This window comes from Brevibacterium sp. AGC70, assembly GCF_057334195.1.
In genome coordinates this window covers 292,930-308,802 of record NZ_JBHFIH010000019.1, presented here as the reverse complement: position 1 = coordinate 308,802, position 15,873 = coordinate 292,930, and the positions used below count along the sequence as shown (strand labels likewise).

Genomic DNA, 15,873 nt, shown 5'->3' with positions numbered 1-15,873 from the left:
CCCCCCCCCCCCCCGCCTCTGCGGTGCCCGCGCACAGAATGCGAATATTTCGGGGCTGTGCCGGAAAGCACAGGTGTGATTAACGATTTTATTGCACAAGTAATTGTATGATAAGGAACAAGTCACCACTGTTGGTGTTTTGTGCACATATGTGCTTTTTCAAGGAGTCAGAATGACGCAGTCCACGACGCGTTCTCGCAAGTTCAAGGCCATCCTCGCCGGTGGCATCGTTCTGGGTGTCGGAGCTGCGGTGACGCTGGCCGCCTGGACGGACAACGAATGGGCCGAAGGGACCTTCGGCGCCGGTTCGTTCAATGTGCAGGGAAGCACCAACGGAACCGACTTCACCGATCACGAGAGCTCAGCGGGCGCCGCGGATCTCACCTTCGACCTCGACGGCGGCGACAACCTCACCCCCGGCGACACTGTGGCAGCTCCGTTCGTTCTCAGGCTCGACGGCGACACTTCATATGACGCGAGCGTGGTTCTTGAAAGCGCTGCAGGAAACGGCGGCAACGCTGAGGCGCTGACCTACGGAATAGTCGCTGTCGCCAACGCCGGCGCCTGCAGCGCGGACGCGACCGGCACGTCGATCGTCCCTGCTGGCACAGCCATAGGCTCTGTCGCAGGCGCCCAGGGCTTTGACCTCACTGCCGGCGCAGACGCCACTGCAGGTGCCCCCGTCGCTCTGTGCTTCCAGGTCACCGCCGATGACAGCCTGACACAGGGTCAGGCCGCGACTGCCCAGTGGCAGTTCACCGCGACCTCGGCTGAATAGTCAGATCGGTCTCCGTGAGGTTCACCTTGGGTCCGCTGCGTGACCCCAGCCCGTCTGAGCGGGTCTCGTCAGGGCCCCGTTCAGACAGTCGACGGCAAAACCGAGCTCATGCGCCCAATGGCCGAGCGCTGCGCAACCGGCGAATCAAAGCGGTTCTCGCGGGAGGCCTGGTCTTCGGCATCGGTGCCACCGCAACCCTGGCAGCCTGGACCGATACCGAGACCGCCTCGGGGTCATTCGAGGCAGGCAGGTTCAAAATCGACCTGTCGGTCGACAAGACGTGGAGCAGCAGCCGTGAAATGACCTTCAAAGCCACCGGAATGTACCCGGGCTCGACTGTCTACGCTCCCGCCTATGTGAGGACGACAGCCGATACCACGATGAAAGGTCAGATCCAGGTCGCAGGAAACGGCGTCGCCGGGTCCTCGAGCACTATTGCCGGAAATCTCGAATATCGCGCCGTGACGAAGTCGTTCCCCTCGGCTGCCGAGGCCTTCGCCTCTGCCTGCGACGCCTCGGCATTCGCCGGTTCGCCGAGCTATGTCTTCGGCGGGGGTGCTTCCAAACAGCCGTTGAGGACGTCTGTCACGAGTACATCGAAGCAGACGGTCAATTCTGTGGCAGGCTCGGTCCAGGCCTACTGCTTCGAAGTCGTCCTGCCGATCTCCACTCCGAGTGCTGCACAGGGTACGAGCGCCGCGCATACGTGGACGTTCGACGCTAAGTCCGTTCCGGCAGGGTCCTGATTGTGGTTAAGTGGCTCGGGGGAGCGCTCCTCAACATCCTCGCCGCCTTAGGCCTCGTATGCATCGTCCTCGTCATCCTCAGCTTCGTCTTCAACGTGTCGATCATGATGTTCAAGACGGGATCGATGAGCCCGACCATCGAGGCCGGATCGATCTCCTTCGTCCATGAGATTCCGGCAGAGGAGATGAAGGTCGGCGACATCATCACCGTCGATCGCGGCGAGGGTGTCCTTCCCGTCACCCACCGTGTCACCTCGATCAGCGACACCGAGAGCCGGTCTGGTCAGGTCACCTTCGAAATGAAGGGGGATGCCAACGAGGCGAAGGACCCCGAGCCCTATGCCGCGGACACCGTCCGGAAGGTCATGGTCTCAGTTCCGGGAATCGCCCCCGTCATTCAGCAGTTCCGCAGCCCCTGTGTCCTCGGCGGCATCACGATCGCAGCCTCCCTGCTCGTCGTCTGGGCCTTCTGGCCACGACGTGAGAAGCACGAGGTTGATGAACTCGCCGAGGAGGAGACGGACAGGACCACAGCCGCCGAGGTTTCGGCGCACGTCACGGACCAAGCGGGCGCTAGCCGCTCACCGAGGCACGCCTTCGTACTGCCTGCCGTCGTTGTGCTGTTAGCGGTCAACAGTGGTTCGATCACTTCGAGTGGGGCTCCGACTCCACTGGCCGCCGCGGCTGACGACACCACAAACATCACCGCCGAGGTGCGCGGGCAGTACCTGCAGATGCGCGCCGTGGGTGACGAATCGAAGATGCTCAACCTCAGCCCAGGCGCCTCAGCGGCCTGGACCGTCGATGTCTGGGCCGAGGCACCCGAACCCGGGACGGTGGAGTTGGAGATCGGCTCCGGGAAACTCTCGGACGAACTCGCTTCCGAACTGGTGGTCGATGTGCAGACGTGCGCACGGATCGTGCCGATGCAGCAGTGCCCCGGCGGTGCTGCTCACCTGATCCGGCAGATTCCACTCAACGACCTCGGGGCTGCTCCCGATAACGATCGACCTCTTCTCGAGATGCCCAGCGACCAGAAGCGCCGCGTGCAGGTGACAGTCACAATGGCCAAGAGCGCCAACGCCGAGGCTGTCGCTGGGCAACGCAGCGGCGTGCGGCTGACTGCAATCGGTCAGGGCGAAGAAGTGTCGCTGGGCCCAGGCGACCCCGGAGACCCCGATGATCCGAACAGCCCGGACCCCGATGTGCCCGGTGACCTCCCTCGGACGGGAATCGACGGATGGCAGTGGCTCCTGCTGGCCGCAGTTGTGCTGATTGCCGTTGGTTCCGCACTGGTCGTCAGGGCACGTCATCGGAGAATGTCGTGAACCTGATTGAGCGCAGACACCAGTCGCTGCATAAACGTCGCTTGCAGGCGCTGATCGCAGGGCTCGCACTCGTCATGCTCGTGGTGGCCTTGTCGGCTGTGAAGCCGACGATGGCCGGGTGGAAGAGTTCAGACCAGGCCAGGGGGTCGTTCGCAGCGGGATCGTTGACGATCAGCAATCTCAGATGCACGGACAACAGCGTGTTGCTGGGATTGGGCGGGGACCAATTGAAGCTGGACTGGAACAGGCCCCAGATATCCACCGCTCTGCAGCTCGACTACACGGTCACTGTGGTGAGGACTCCCTTGGTGGGGTCGCCGAGCACGGAGACCTTCTCCACCCAGAATACGACGTACACCTACCGAGACACGAAGCTGTCGCTGGTGTCTTTGCCGAGCTACAAGATGACCGTGCAGGCTAAGCCGGTCGGAGGGTGGACGGGAGCGTCAATGACAGTCAACGGATATGGGGTGAATCTCCTCGGTATCGGCGTGGTGCTTCGCTGCAGGGCCTGACTCGGGCGATCGGACTCGAATCGGACCGCACCATCCGAACGCTCGCGATGGCGGCGGCGAGCAGACACTCGCCCCCTGTCACAGCCCTCCCCGGCTGACTAGACTCGAATCATGAAGATCACGGTACTCGAGGGAGACATCACGCAGACGTCCGTGGACGCGATCGTCAACGCCGCCAACTCAGGTCTGCTCGGCGGAGGCGGTGTCGATGGAGCCATCCACAAGGCAGCCGGGCCCAAACTGCTCGAGGCCTGCCGTGAGGTCCGCCGAACCAGCCACCCGCGCGGACTTCCCGCAGGTCAGGCAGTCGCAACACCTGCCGGCGAGCTCGAAGCCAGGTGGGTCATCCACACTGTCGGTCCCAACCGGCACCAGGGCGAAGCCGATCCCGAAGTGCTCGAATCGTGCTTCGAGTCGAGTCTCAACGCAGCCGAGGAACTCGGTGCCGCCTCGGTGGCCTTCCCTGCCATCGGCGGGGGAGTCTATGGTTGGTCGGCCCGGGACGTCGCCGAGGCGGCCCACGCCGTCATCGTCGACGGCAGGGAACGCGGACGCTGGGAGCAGATCGCCGAGGTGGTCTTCGTTCTCTTCAGCGAATCGATGACCAGCGTATTCTGCCAGTTGTTCGACCACGACCAATGGTGAGGAAGATCCGATGAAGGTCCGCGACCCCGACGGCAACGTCATCAACATCACCCGACACCGAGTCACCGAAGACAGGGAATGAGGAAATCTGTGACAACGAAGTCATATGCGCAGGCCGTCGCCGATGGGATCGGGGGCGCCGGTGTCGACCTCATCGGCTACATTCCATCCGTCACCATCGCCCCGATCATCGAGCATCTGGTCACCGCTGACGGTGGGACCGCCGGAAGTTCGGAGCGAGTGAAGCCGCTCTCCCGTGAAGAGGAGGCAATCGGAGTCCTCGGGGCGCTGCCGCTGGCAGGGAAGTTCGGGGCCGTCGTCATGCAGGACAACGGCTTCGGCAACAGCCTCACGGCACTGACGACATTCTCGATGTCCTATCACCTGCCGCTGCTCATCTTCGCCAATACCCGTGGCGGCCCGGGGGAGTACAACTCGATGATCCACTCGATCAGCCAGCCCATGCCGACGGTGCTGCGTACGGTAGGACTCCAAGTCCTCGAACTCGACCGTCGATCCTCGGCTGAAGACTGGGAGCAGACAGTCGCCGAGGCGGGTGTTCACGCCCGTATGACCTACCGTCCGGTCGTCGTCCTCGGATCATTCTGGAACACCGATGGGAAGGTGACCTGAGATGAAGCGCATCGAAGCACTCGAAGTCCTCAACGAACTCACCGCCGAACTGCCCGTCGTCGTGACATGTGCGGCAACCAGCCGTGAGCTGGCCTCCGTGGAGAACCGGGACAACCACTTCTACGTCCTCGACTCGATGGGCCTCGTCGGTTCCATCACCACAGGCCTCGCCCTGGCAGCCAAGGACTCCGACCTGCCCAAAGTCATCGGTCTCGAAGGCGACGGATCCTTGCTGATGAACCCGAACGTGCTGCCCACCGGTGGATTCCTCGGCGCCGAAAAGCTGTTTCTCGTCCTGCTGGACAATCAGGTGTACGGATCGACCGCAGGACTGCCGACCTACTCCTCACACGTCGACCTCGGCGCACTCGCCCAAGCCGCGGGCTGGACGGTCGGCCGAGCCACGGACGAATCTCAGCTGCGCGATGAATTCGATCGCCTGCTGACGACGACCGGGCCGACGCTGCTGCATGCGAGCATCGAAGCAGGCAATGCCGCCGACATTCCCAAGCTCCTTGTCGACCCGGTGGTCCTCGCCCACCGTTTCCAGACATGGCTGACAGCGAGAATGGGACCTCACACTGCTGTGTAGCCGCCGTCGATGAGGTAGTAGGCGCCGGTGACGAACGAAGCGTCATCGGAGAGCAGGAAGTTCACGACCTTGGCGACCTCCTCGGCGGTGCCCAAGCGGCCGAGCGGGTGCTTGGCCTTCAGGCCCTCCAGGGTCTCAGCGTCGAGGTTGCTTTCGAGCAGCGGCGTGGTGATGTAGCCGGGTCCGACGGAGTTGATGCGCAGACCCTGTGCGCCATATTCTGCGGCGGCATTCTTCGTGATGCCGACGACTCCGTGCTTGGCTGCGGTGTAGGCACCGTTGTTGATCGCAGCGACCGAACCGTGAACCGAGGCCATGTTGACGATGGCGCTGTCCCTGGCGCCGGCCTTGAGCATCGCCGGTATCTGGTATCGCATTCCGTAGAGCACGCCGTTGAGGTTGATGTCGATGACCTTGTCCCAATTGTCGAGGTCTGTCTCCCCCACGGGAACCTGGACGCCGCCGATGCCGGCATTATTCACGGCATAGTTGAGCCCGCCGTACGTGTCGACGGCGAACTTGACGACCTTCTCAGAGTCTTCCTTCGCAGCCGTGTCCTGCTTGATCGCCGAGGCGGTTCCACCGGTCCCGGTGATCTCATCGACGACTCGCTGGGCTGCCTCGAGATTGATGTCGGTGACGACGACCTTCGCGCCCTTGGCTGCGAGTTCTTTGCTGATGGCCTCGCCGAGTCCGGATCCTCCGCCGGTGACGAGCGCGACCTTGTTCGTGAAATCTGCCATTGCGATGACCTTCTTCCGTTCTTCGATGAGCCATGCTCTGTGGCCCTCACCTGGTGCAACGAACCTCAGGGCGCCGAAATTCCGTCTGCTCGGTCACGTCTTCTGCTTCTTCCCTTGTCACTGCCGGACGGCAGTGGTTCAATGGGAAGAAAGTGATTGTCAAACGCAATCACTTCTGCTCAAGGAGGAGCGATGGCACGAGTCACGTGGGGTTTCACGAGTTCACTCGACGGGTTCATCACCGGCCCGAATCACGACATGTCCTGGATAGCTGGGCTCGGTTCGCTCTCAGACGGCACCGTCGAGGACCTCGCATCACAGGTTGCCGTCATCATCTCCGGACGCCGCGGTTACGACGCGGCCAAGGCACAGGCGGCCGAGCGCGACGAAATGACCTCCGAAGCCTACGGCGGAGCGTGGGAAGGCACCGAGTTCATCCTCACCCATCGTCCCGAGGAGCTCGCGCAGGACACGACGATCACAGCCGTGAATTGCTCAATCGCCGAGGTGGTCGATCGGGCCCGGGCCATCGCCGGTGATCGTGACATCCAGATCATCAGCGCCGACATCGGTCGGCAGGCGCTCGAGGTCGACCTCATCGACGAGATGCAGGTCTTCGTCGCGCCCATCTTCCTCGGCGACGGCACGCGTATCTTCGACGTCCCAGGCGGCAGGCGCGTCTATTGGGAGCTCATCGCAGAGGACGAAGCCAACAAAGACGCGTGGTTTCGCAGATTTCGCCCGAAGCAGCCGTAGGCCTCGGAGCCTCAGGCCTCAGCTCTCGCGCCTGCTCAGCTCCCACAGAGTGCGCATCGCCTCGTCATCGAAGTCCTCGCTGGTCGAGCCGTCGGGTTCAGAGTCGTGGACCTCGGTGTGCAGCTGTTCCATTTTGCGATCGAGCTGGCCGGCCACCTCGGCGGCGCGAGTGAGTTCCTCCACGAGCCGATCGGGAACTTCGCCTGCGAACTTGTAGTGGATCTTGTGTTCCAGGCTGGCCCAGAAGTCCATGGCGATGGTGCGGATCTGGACCTCGCAGATCACGGGGGTCGGGCCGCCGCTGAGGAACACGGGCACCTCGAGGATCGCATGCAGGCTCTTGTAGCCGTTGGGCTTCGGGTGGGCGATGTAGTCCTTGATCTCCACGACCCGAACATCATTCTGCGATGTCAGCATGTCGAGCACCTGATAGGTGTCGGCGATGAAGGTGCAGGTGATGCGGATGCCCGCGATGTCGGTGATCTTCGTGCGGATCGCATCGAGGTCGAGTGGAAGCTCTCGGCGATTGACCTTCTCCAGCAGACTCCGAGGTGATTTCACCCTCGAGGTGATGTGCTCGATCGGGTTGTAGCTGTGCGTGTGTGAGGACTCTTCGCTGAGAATGGAGATCTTGGTCAGCAGCTCGTCGATGACGAAGCGGTGTTCCATGAGCAGTCTGGAGAAGTCGCGCCGCAGGGCTCGCACACTCGACACTTGGCCAGGAGTCAGCGCCATGCTCGAGGGTGGGATTCGATCGGTCATCGTTCTCCATGGCGGTGCTGTTGAGGGAGCTGGACTGTTGAGGGGGCGCCCGACCAGTCTATCGGCGGCAGGCCCCTATTCCGTGTCCGTCCCGGGGCGTACCTTTGGAACATGTGCAGGAATATCAGAACCCTTCATAACTTCGAACCCCATGCGACCTCGGACGAAGTGCACGCCGCAGCGCTGCAGTACGTGCGCAAGATCGCGGGCACGACGAAGCCCTCCCACGCCAATGCGGAGGCCTTCGATGCAGCTGTCGAGGAGATCGCTCACACGACTCAGCATCTCCTCGACGCATTGGTGACCACTGCTCCGCCGAAGAACCGTGAGGTCGAGGCCGAGAAGCGACGAGCCAGATACGAGGCCCGCGCATGATGATTCTCGGGCTCGTTCTCGCCGGTCTTGCAGCGGCTCTGCACGTCGTCATCTTCTATCTGGAATCGATTGCCTGGATGAGTCCGCGTGCCAGAGCGACGTTCGGCACCAGCGTGGAGGAAGCCGGGGCCACGAAGTCGATGGCCTTCAACCAGGGCTTCTACAATCTCTTCCTCGCCCTTGCAGTATTCATCGGCATCATCGTCTGCCTCGCGGGCGCACCGGTCATCGGCCTGACTCTCGTGTTCACCGGCGTCGGCTCGATGCTGGCGGCGGCCTTGGTGCTCGTGTCCTCGTCACCGAGCCTCGCTGCCTCGGCGATCAAGCAGGGGCTCCTGCCCCTGTTGGCGGTTGCGAGCCTCGCCATCGGCATCGCAGTCTGAGTCGGTGCTCAGGTGCTGATCCTGATCAGTCCACCACGGATTTGCCCTGAGCCTCGAGATCCTTCGTGATCCCCGCCGAGGCGGTGCGCAGGGCCTGCATGATCGCCGGCCCACCCACATGGTGCTCGGAGTCGACGACAACGCCGATGGCGGCGATCGTCAGCCCTTGACCGTCGAAGACGGGCACCGCTATACCGGTGGTGCCGTCATCGATATGTCCGGCAAGCTCTGCGAAATGATAGGTCCGGATCGTGGCCAGCATCTTCCGCAGCACGGCCGGATCGGTCGTCGTCTTCTCGGTGATTGCGGCCAGCGGTCCGCGCAGGTAGGCCTCCCGCACGTGCTTGGGGGCGTGGGCGAGCAGCACCAGCCCGCACGAGGATGCATGCGCAGGGAGTCTCCCCGCTGTCTTCGATCGGTGGATGACCGCGGTCGGCTTCGACATCCGCTCGATGATGAGGACCTCGCGTTCGCGCAGGATTCCCAGCTGGGTGTTCTCGCCGACGAAATCGTGGACGGCCATCATGTGCGGTCTGGCCACGGATGCCAGGTCGACAGCGTCGGAGGCGCGGTTCGACAGCTCCCACATTCCCACGCCGATTCGCAGCCGTCCGCTGGGGTCGCGCTGCAGCAGATTGTGCCGCATCATGTCGTTGATCAGCCGATAGGCCGTGGACTTCGGCAATGCCGCTCGTGCGGAGAGCTCGTCGGTGCTCAGACTCTGGTGATCGGGGTCGAACGAGCCGAGGACCCGAACCAGCCGGTCGATCATGGAATCGCCCGATTGAGAGTTCGCCATGTCCGCAATCGTATCCCCAGGGCGCGCGTATTCTCAATCAATGGAACACCGATGGCTCCCCGTGGTCCGCATCACTATTGTGGCCGATAAGCGTGGCTGTCACGTGCATCACCTGTGTCCGAAAAGGCCGACTTCGAACGTCAACACAGTCACAACCCGACCAGAGCAGGAATAGGGGAGAACGACATGAGCGAGAACAGTTTCCTAGGTACCCAGTGGCACGGCAAGATCTTCACCGGCGCGTGGACGAATGGCGCAGACGCATCCTATGACGTCATCGAACCCGCCACAGGCCAGACCTTGGGGCGCTTGGGCGCTGCGAACGCCGATGACGTGAACGCGGCCGCCACCCGCGCGGCCGCAGCACAGAAGGAGTGGGCGAAGACGCCACCTGCCGAGCGTGCCGCTGTCCTCCGCCGGGCCGGGGCACTGTGGGCCGAGCACGCCGAGGAGATCTCCGGCTGGATCATCCGCGAATCAGGTGGGATTCCCGCCAAGGCCGGGCTGGAAGTCAGCTCCGCCGAGCAGATCTGCTACGAATCCTCCGCCCTGCCCAGCCACCCCAAGGGACAGGTCCTGACGTCGAACGAACCCCGCTGGTCGTTCTCCCGCCGGGTGCCCGCCGGGGTTGTCTCGGTCATCGCACCGTTCAACTTCCCACTCATCCTCTCCATCCGCTCGGTCGCACCGGCGCTGGCCCTGGGCAATGCGGTCCTGCTCAAACCGGACCCACGCACCGCGGTCTGCGGCGGCGTGAGCCTGGCCCGGATCTTCGCCGAGGCGGGGCTTCCCGAAGGGCTCCTGCAGGTGCTGCCCGGAGGCCGGGAAGCTGGCGAAGCAGTGGTGTCGGCACCCGAGGTATCGGTCATCTCCTTCACCGGATCGACCGCAGCCGGACGCAAGGTCGGTGAATCCGCCGGACGCCTCCTCAAGCGCTGCCATCTGGAACTGGGTGGAAACAACGCGCTCGTCGTCCTCCCTGGGGCAGACGTCGGTCCGGCCACCTCGGCGGGGGCATTCGGCTCGTGGATGCACCAGGGACAGATCTGCATGACCACGGGGCGCCACCTCGTCCACGACAGCATCTACGACGAATACGTCGAACAGCTGGCCGAGCGTGCCAGGAACCTGCCCGTAGGCAATCCCGCCACCGAGGAGGTCGCGCTGGGGCCGATCATCGACGACAAGCAGCGGACGAACGTCCGCGACATCATCGACAAGGCCCAGGCCGACGGTGCACGACTCGTCGCCGGAGGAACCGGTGAAGGAGCATTCGTGCCGCCGACGGTATTGGCAGACCTCAGCCCCTCGAACCCAGCCTGGACGCAGGAGATCTTCGGACCGGTAGCGCCCGTGAGTCGTTTCTCGACTCTTGAGGAGGCCGCGGAGCTGATCAATGCCAGCGAATACGGTCTGTCGGTGGGCATCCTCGGTGATGTGGGCATGGCCATCGAACTGGCCGACCTCGTCGACTCCGGCAAGGTCCACATCAATGAGCAGACCGTCTCCGATGAGGCGAATGTGCCCTTCGGCGGTACCAAAGATTCCGGCAACGGATCCCGCTTCGGTGGGGCCGAAGCCAATATCGAAGCCTTCACCGAAACCCAGTGGGTCACGATGCGCTCGCAGATCGCGCCGTATCCCTTCTGATTCGCTGACCGTCCAACCACACTGACCTGCTGAACGACCGGAGACACTGATGTCCACACCTGCCGCAGTCCCTGGCGCTGCCAACACCGTCCGCGCCGGCGATACTCGCTGGCCGGCGATTCTGTGCTGGCTGGCCGTCGCACTCGAAGGCTTCGACCTCGTCGTGCTGGGAGCCGTGATCCCCGAACTCCTGGCGACCAACGCCATCGGCTTCACCGCCGAGGCTGCGACCCTCGTCGCGACCTTGAGCTTGGTGGGTGTGGGCCTCGGTGCTGCGGCGGTGGGACCGATCGCCGACCGCTTCGGACGCCGTTACACGATCATCTTCTGCGTGCTCGTCTTCTCCATCTTCACGATTCTCGTCGCGTTCTCCCCGAACGTCGCCCTGTTCACAACCTTCCGGTTCATCGCCGGACTTGCCCTGGGTGCCGTGATGCCCGGCTGCCTCGCCTACATCAGCGAGCACAACAAATCGGGCAAGACCGGCAAAGCGACGACCCTGACGATGACCGGCTACCACGCCGGTGCCGTCGCGATCTCGCTGCTCGCCGTCTTCTACTCGCACAACTGGCACCTGCTCTTCATCGCCGGCGGCGTCGCCGGGCTCGTCCTCGTCCCGCTGCTGTGGTGGAAGCTGCCGGAATCTCAGGAGTTCGTCGAGGCTCAGGCTGCGAAGCAGGCACCTGCGCAATCCACTGCCATGGCCCCGAAGACGGGCATGGCCGGATTGTTCGTCGGCCGGTTCAAACTGGTCACGATCGGCGTCTGGGCCGCCAGCTTCATGGGTCTGCTGCTCGTCTACGGACTCAACACCTGGCTGCCGAAGATCATGGCCGATGCGGGCTACGAGGTCTCCGACTCCCTCGTTATGCTCTTCGTGCTCAACCTCGGCGCCGTCGTCGGACTCGTGATCGCCGGCTGGCTGGCGGATAAGCACGGCACCAAACCGATCGTGCTCATGTGGTTCCTCCTGGCAGCCGTGTTCCTCGCGGCATTGAGCATCCCGATGACGAGCCAGATCCTGCTCAACATCGCCGTCTTCATCACCGGTGTCTTCGTCTTCTCCGCCCAGGTCCTCGTCTATGCCTTCGTCTCAGCGATCTACCCACCCACCGCACGCGGAACGGCGCTGGGCATGGCCTCGGCCGTCGGCCGCATCGGCGCCATCGTCGGACCGTTCATCACCGGCACCCTCGTCACGGCAGGCATTGCCTATCCGTGGGGCTTCTATCTCTTCGCCGTCGTCGCCGTTCTCGGTTTCGCCGCGATGGTCATCGTTCCGAAGGCTGTTGATGCAGCCGGACGGTGATTCGCAGGTGTCGTAATCTTAGGTCTATGACCGACTGGATCGATGCCGCGTTCGTCCGCGGAGGCACGAGCAAGGGACTCTACTTCCGTGCCGATGCCCTGCCCGAGCTGGACACGGTGCCAGCCCAGGGAGCCGCCGGTGACACCTCGGCGTGGGATGCGATCTTCTGTTCCGCGCTCGGCTCCCCGGACGCCTTCGGCCGTCAGCTTGATGGCATGGGTGGTGGAATATCGTCATTGTCGAAGGTGATGGTGGTGTCCACGTCGACGCGGTCAGGTGTCGACCTCGACTACACCTTCGGCCAGGTCGATGTCGCCGAGGCGGTCGTGGACTATTCCGGCAACTGCGGAAACCTGTCCTCGGGTGTCGTGCCCTTCGCCCTGCTGGCCGAGATCATCTCGGCAGATGATGGGTGGCACGTCTTCCGCCTGTTCAACACCAACACCGGCAAGCTCGTCGATGTCAGCCTCAGCGTGGTCGACGGCCAAGCCGCCGTCGCAGGAGACTTCGAACTCACCGGCGTCAGCGGCACCGGAGCACCGATCGAACTCATCTACCCGGATCCTGCCGGCTCCCGTACCTCAGGCCTGCTTCCCACCGGTGTGCCCATCGAATCGATCGACGTCGACGGACGCATGTTCGACGTCTCCATGGTCGATGCGGCGCTGCCCGTCGTCATCGTGCCGGCGAACGCGATCGACCTCAACGGTGATGAGACTCCGGAGTCCATCGACGCCAATGCTCCCACGAGGTTGATGATCGAGGAACTGAGACGCAAAGCGGCTGTGCGAATGGGCTTGTGCGAGACTCCGGAGACAGCTCCGCAGGTCGTACCCAAGGTCGCGGTCGTGACCTCACAGAAGCCGACGACCCTTCTCGACGGCACCACCTTGGATGCGAGAGATTCCGATGTCGTCGTCCGCATGATCTCGATGGGTCAGACCCACAAGGCTGTACCGGGTACCGGAGCAATGTGTCTGGCCGCGGCCGCGCAGATCCCCGGCACCATCGTCGGCTCCATCATCGCCCGTTCTGAGCGTTCGGTGCTCGGCCCCGAGGTCCGCCTCGGCACACCTTCGGGTGTTGTCACCGCCTCCGCCGTCTGGGATGACAAGCAGAAGACCGTGACTGCGACCTCCCTGTTCCGCACCGCACGGGTACTCATGGTCGGGAAGGTCGCCGTCACGGTCTGAATCCGTGAGGGCCTGGGCGCTCAGAAACCCTTGTCTATGCCGTTCTTGCCGGCATTGTGGTTGCCTTTGGCAGTGCCGTTCTTCCCGGCGTTGTGGTTGCCGTTCGAACTGCCGTCCTCATCGCCGTCCTCATCGCCGTCCTCATCGTCGGGCCCGAAGAGCCCGACGACCACAGGATCGTGGTCCGAGGCACGGAACGGATCCGGGGCGTAGAAATCGCTGATGTTGTAGTTGAAGCGGCTGTATTCGAGTGCAAGGGCCTCGACGGAGTTGATGTTCCAGACATCGGCACCGGTGATCGCATCGAAGGCACTCGAGGGCAGATCCGCCTGTGCGCCGGGAGCAGCCGCTTGGTCGGCCGTAGCCTGGTCGCCGGCGTCAGAGCCCGAAGCGTCCAGTGCCAGCACATGGTCGAGGCTGCCGGTACGGGACTTGAACACGTAGGTCGACTTATCCGTCATCTCGGACGCGACATCCTTGAACCCGGCTTCGTAGAAGACCTGCATCGGGTCTTCCTGCGTGTAGGCGTTGAAGTCGCCGAGCAGGTAGACGTAGTCGGAGTCCGCTGCCTCCTGCTGCTGACCGGCGAAGTCCACGAGCGACGTCGCCTGCTTCACCCGGTCAGCATTCGAGGCACCCTGGCCGTCGCCGCTGTCCTCATTGCCCGGACCCGAGCCCGAACCCTTGGACTTGAAATGGTTCGAGATCGTCACGAAGGTCTTGTCCGTGTCTGTCTCGCCTGACTCGTCCTTCGGCGCGAATGCCTGCGCGAGGGGTTTGCGCGCGTTCGAGAACGCGGCCTCATCGTCAAGGATCGTCGAATCCTTCTGCGGGACCACCTCGGCGGGCTGATAGATCAGGGCCGTGCGGATGACGTCCTCATCTGCGGGTACGGCCTCGGGGGAGGGAACGAAGTCCCACTTGTCGGTGCCGGCTGCCTCGTTGAGGCGTTCGACCAGCGTCTCGAGAGCGTCATCGCGGTTCTTGTCGAACGCGGCCGAGTTCTCGATCTCCATGAGAGAGACCACCGAGGTGTCGAGCTTGTTGATGGCCGAGACGATCTTCGACTCCTGCCGCTTGAGGCTCTGCGCGTTGGCAGCACCGCGAGCATCGCAGCCGCCGCGAACCGTGATCGGGTTGCCTTCGCGATCAGAATAGTAGTCACAGCCGGAGAGCTGATCGCCAGTCGTTGTGAAGTAGTTGAGGACGTTGAAGCTGGCCATGCTGACCTGTCCGCCGACATCTTCCGGAGCCTCTGTGCGAGTGTCCGAGAAGCTCGCCGGCTGAATCGCTTCGGCGTTGTCCCCGGTCAGACGCGTCGTGGGCTGAAAGCGCCACTTCCCATGGTCGAAGCCCAGCACCACAGGAGAGGTCATCGTGGCGCTCGCCCCGACACGCACAGGGGCGTCGTTTGAGACATAGGGCAGAGGAATGTCTTTGTCGTTCTGCAGGTAGTTGACGGTCGCGCCGTCGTCGAGGACGACCTCACGCTCGAGGTTCTCGGCCTCGAGGGCCTTGGCCTCATCGCTGCTCGGTCGGGCGACGTCGGTGGGCTGAGGGAGCGTGCCCTCTCCGGTGGCCAAGACGACCTCGCCGTAGGTGTTCGTGTTGTAGTTGTCGGCCACGGTCATCTCACCGCTGGGCTGCAGGAGCATTCCCTCGAGTGCCTCACGTGCGGCAGCGTCGGTGGGGAACGCGTCTTCGACGGGCTTGACCGCCTCGGCAGGTTCGTCCAGGGCCGTCACTCCATTGCCGCTGACGGAGATCTGGGTCTGACCGTAGCGTTCGGAGACTGCGCCGGTGAGTTCGAGGTGATCACCCATGCTGACATCGTCAACCGAGTCGGGGGAGTAGACGAATACACCGTCCGAGGCTCCGGGGGTCTCGTCCTCGGCTCCGCCGGTTCCCGGCGTCTGCACGTAGTAGCCGTTCAGCCCGCCGGTGGGGTATGAAGCGGTGACGACTCCCTGAGTCTTGACGGTTGTGCCTGCCAGGGGACTCTCATCTCCGGTGCCCTGAATGTCGGCGATGGGCGTGACGTCCTCAGGGGCCGGATCATCGCCGCCCCCATCGTCGCCGGGAAGCGCGTCGGGGGTTGGGGCCGCAGAGTTCCAGATGCCGTCGATGAGTTGGATCGACTGTCCGCCCGAGGCGGTGGCACCCGTGGGTTCGGCATCCTTGCCGACAACAGCCTCGGGGGTGTTCGTATTCGCCTTGCCCGTGACTCCCTTGCCGTCGACGACGCTGCCGACCTGATCGAAGTCCACGAGCACGCCGTCATCATCGATGGCGAAGGCCGAGGAGCCATAGCTGCCGTCGGCGGCGGTCCCGGAGTTTACGGAGTTCGTGATCGACACCTCGACCGCCAGTGCTCCGCTGTCGCCGACGGTGGTGCCAGCGGGAACGGTGGCGAGATTCTCCTCCGCCTGAACGCTTCCGCCGCGAGTCACGGACCCGAAAGTCCATCCGGAGACGTCGGTGCCCGGCTCGGCTGCGATCTCAATGAAGTCGGTGTCGAGCGTGTACCCGATCTCGCTGATGTGCGGATCCTCGGCGGCGGTTGCCGGCATCGCCGGAAAGGTGAGGCCGATCGCCGCGACGAGGCAGAGCGCCGCGCACGATGAGGCCGTCTTGGAGACTGTCATGGGAGCCTTTCGGAGTTTTGT

At 63.6% G+C, this 15,873-nt stretch carries 17 protein-coding genes; 13 read left to right on the top strand and 4 right to left on the bottom strand.

The genetic code is table 11. From position 1 onward, the window contains the following. Positions 1-172: 172 nt before the first annotated feature. The 7 genes from ACE03M_RS19105 to ACE03M_RS19075 all read left to right on the top strand — a co-directional run bounded on the left by ACE03M_RS19105 (position 173) and on the right by ACE03M_RS19075 (position 5,237). Positions 173-778 (top strand): SipW-dependent-type signal peptide-containing protein, encoded by a 606-nt coding sequence (locus ACE03M_RS19105; protein ID WP_143922229.1) that lies wholly within the window; start codon positions 173-175, stop codon positions 776-778. A 14-nt stretch (positions 779-792) separates the two neighbouring features. Then, on the top strand, positions 793-1,524 hold the full coding sequence (locus ACE03M_RS19100) for a SipW-dependent-type signal peptide-containing protein (protein WP_485935579.1): 732 nt from the start codon (positions 793-795) through the stop codon (positions 1,522-1,524). Between the two features lie 2 nt (positions 1,525-1,526). Next, on the top strand, positions 1,527-2,852 hold the full coding sequence (locus tag ACE03M_RS19095) for a signal peptidase I (RefSeq protein WP_485935578.1): 1,326 nt from the start codon (positions 1,527-1,529) through the stop codon (positions 2,850-2,852). Next, positions 2,849-3,367 (top strand): hypothetical protein, encoded by a 519-nt coding sequence (locus ACE03M_RS19090; protein WP_143922227.1) that lies wholly within the window; start codon positions 2,849-2,851, stop codon positions 3,365-3,367. The genes ACE03M_RS19095 and ACE03M_RS19090 overlap by 4 nt, the downstream gene beginning before the upstream one ends. A gap of 111 nt (positions 3,368-3,478) precedes the next feature. Further along, entirely contained in the window at positions 3,479-4,012 is a 534-nt protein-coding gene (locus tag ACE03M_RS19085; RefSeq protein ID WP_485935575.1) for an O-acetyl-ADP-ribose deacetylase, read from the top strand. 90 nt (positions 4,013-4,102) lie between these two features. Next, positions 4,103-4,645, top strand: coding sequence for a thiamine pyrophosphate-binding protein (locus tag ACE03M_RS19080; protein ID WP_143922225.1), 543 nt, complete (start codon positions 4,103-4,105; stop codon positions 4,643-4,645). A gap of 1 nt (position 4,646) precedes the next feature. Further along, complete coding sequence (locus ACE03M_RS19075) at positions 4,647-5,237, top strand: thiamine pyrophosphate-dependent enzyme (RefSeq protein WP_485935573.1); 591 nt, start codon at positions 4,647-4,649, stop codon at positions 5,235-5,237. Here the strand turns inward: ACE03M_RS19075 and ACE03M_RS19070 are convergent. Next, complete coding sequence (locus ACE03M_RS19070) at positions 5,222-5,980, bottom strand: SDR family NAD(P)-dependent oxidoreductase (RefSeq protein ID WP_485935571.1); 759 nt, start codon at positions 5,978-5,980, stop codon at positions 5,222-5,224. The genes ACE03M_RS19075 and ACE03M_RS19070 overlap by 16 nt on opposite strands. A gap of 192 nt (positions 5,981-6,172) precedes the next feature. Here ACE03M_RS19070 and ACE03M_RS19065 point away from each other — a divergent pair, with 192 nt between their 5' ends. After that, the gene (locus ACE03M_RS19065; RefSeq protein ID WP_485935569.1) at positions 6,173-6,736 is read left to right on the top strand and encodes a dihydrofolate reductase family protein; all 564 of its coding nucleotides are present in this window, start codon (positions 6,173-6,175) and stop codon (positions 6,734-6,736) included. Positions 6,737-6,754: 18 nt separating this feature from the next. Here the strand turns inward: ACE03M_RS19065 and ACE03M_RS19060 are convergent, their stop codons facing one another. Next, positions 6,755-7,498 (bottom strand): GTP pyrophosphokinase, encoded by a 744-nt coding sequence (locus tag ACE03M_RS19060; protein WP_143922221.1) that lies wholly within the window; start codon positions 7,496-7,498, stop codon positions 6,755-6,757. A 111-nt stretch (positions 7,499-7,609) separates the two neighbouring features. Between ACE03M_RS19060 and ACE03M_RS19055 the strand changes: the two genes are divergently transcribed. After that, on the top strand, positions 7,610-7,873 hold the full coding sequence (locus ACE03M_RS19055) for a DUF2277 domain-containing protein (RefSeq protein WP_485935567.1): 264 nt from the start codon (positions 7,610-7,612) through the stop codon (positions 7,871-7,873). Next, positions 7,870-8,256 carry a DUF1304 domain-containing protein gene (locus tag ACE03M_RS19050; protein WP_485935565.1) on the top strand — a complete coding sequence of 129 codons (387 nt, stop codon included), beginning with the start codon at positions 7,870-7,872 and terminating at the stop codon, positions 8,254-8,256. Before ACE03M_RS19055 ends, ACE03M_RS19050 begins: the two co-directional genes overlap by 4 nt. A 25-nt stretch (positions 8,257-8,281) precedes the next feature. Here ACE03M_RS19050 and ACE03M_RS19045 read toward each other — a convergent pair whose 3' ends face one another. Continuing rightward, positions 8,282-9,055 carry an IclR family transcriptional regulator gene (locus tag ACE03M_RS19045; protein WP_143922218.1) on the bottom strand — a complete coding sequence of 258 codons (774 nt, stop codon included), beginning with the start codon at positions 9,053-9,055 and terminating at the stop codon, positions 8,282-8,284. Positions 9,056-9,241: 186 nt separating this feature from the next. On the opposite strand from ACE03M_RS19045, the gene ACE03M_RS19040 reads away from it, so the two are divergent. The 3 genes from ACE03M_RS19040 to ACE03M_RS19030 are packed head-to-tail and all read left to right on the top strand — an operon-like array spanning position 9,242 to position 13,207. Then, positions 9,242-10,705, top strand: coding sequence for a benzaldehyde dehydrogenase (locus tag ACE03M_RS19040; RefSeq protein ID WP_143922217.1), 1,464 nt, complete (start codon positions 9,242-9,244; stop codon positions 10,703-10,705). A 49-nt stretch (positions 10,706-10,754) separates the two neighbouring features. After that, the gene (locus ACE03M_RS19035; RefSeq protein WP_143922216.1) at positions 10,755-12,014 is read left to right on the top strand and encodes an MFS transporter; all 1,260 of its coding nucleotides are present in this window, start codon (positions 10,755-10,757) and stop codon (positions 12,012-12,014) included. A 26-nt stretch (positions 12,015-12,040) separates the two neighbouring features. After that, positions 12,041-13,207 carry a PrpF domain-containing protein gene (locus tag ACE03M_RS19030; RefSeq protein ID WP_143922215.1) on the top strand — a complete coding sequence of 389 codons (1,167 nt, stop codon included), beginning with the start codon at positions 12,041-12,043 and terminating at the stop codon, positions 13,205-13,207. A 20-nt stretch (positions 13,208-13,227) separates the two neighbouring features. On the opposite strand, the gene ACE03M_RS19025 is transcribed toward ACE03M_RS19030, so the two are convergent. Beyond that, positions 13,228-15,852: an ExeM/NucH family extracellular endonuclease gene (locus ACE03M_RS19025; protein ID WP_485935562.1), complete on the bottom strand. Its 2,625-nt coding sequence runs from the start codon at positions 15,850-15,852 to the stop codon at positions 13,228-13,230. Positions 15,853-15,873: the final 21 nt, after the last annotated feature.

Coding starts and splice junctions, on each gene's coding strand:
- ACE03M_RS19105 (WP_143922229.1), top strand. CDS start 173: ATGACGCAGTCCACGACGCGTTCTCGCAAGTTCAAGGCCATCCTCGCC.
- ACE03M_RS19085 (WP_485935575.1), top strand. CDS start 3,479: ATGAAGATCACGGTACTCGAGGGAGACATCACGCAGACGTCCGTGGAC.
- ACE03M_RS19075 (WP_485935573.1), top strand. CDS start 4,647: ATGAAGCGCATCGAAGCACTCGAAGTCCTCAACGAACTCACCGCCGAA.
- ACE03M_RS19070 (WP_485935571.1), bottom strand. CDS start 5,980: ATGGCAGATTTCACGAACAAGGTCGCGCTCGTCACCGGCGGAGGATCC.
- ACE03M_RS19065 (WP_485935569.1), top strand. CDS start 6,173: ATGGCACGAGTCACGTGGGGTTTCACGAGTTCACTCGACGGGTTCATC.
- ACE03M_RS19060 (WP_143922221.1), bottom strand. CDS start 7,498: ATGACCGATCGAATCCCACCCTCGAGCATGGCGCTGACTCCTGGCCAA.
- ACE03M_RS19055 (WP_485935567.1), top strand. CDS start 7,610: ATGTGCAGGAATATCAGAACCCTTCATAACTTCGAACCCCATGCGACC.
- ACE03M_RS19050 (WP_485935565.1), top strand. CDS start 7,870: ATGATGATTCTCGGGCTCGTTCTCGCCGGTCTTGCAGCGGCTCTGCAC.
- ACE03M_RS19045 (WP_143922218.1), bottom strand. CDS start 9,055: ATGGCGAACTCTCAATCGGGCGATTCCATGATCGACCGGCTGGTTCGG.
- ACE03M_RS19040 (WP_143922217.1), top strand. CDS start 9,242: ATGAGCGAGAACAGTTTCCTAGGTACCCAGTGGCACGGCAAGATCTTC.
- ACE03M_RS19035 (WP_143922216.1), top strand. CDS start 10,755: ATGTCCACACCTGCCGCAGTCCCTGGCGCTGCCAACACCGTCCGCGCC.
- ACE03M_RS19030 (WP_143922215.1), top strand. CDS start 12,041: ATGACCGACTGGATCGATGCCGCGTTCGTCCGCGGAGGCACGAGCAAG.
- ACE03M_RS19025 (WP_485935562.1), bottom strand. CDS start 15,852: ATGACAGTCTCCAAGACGGCCTCATCGTGCGCGGCGCTCTGCCTCGTC.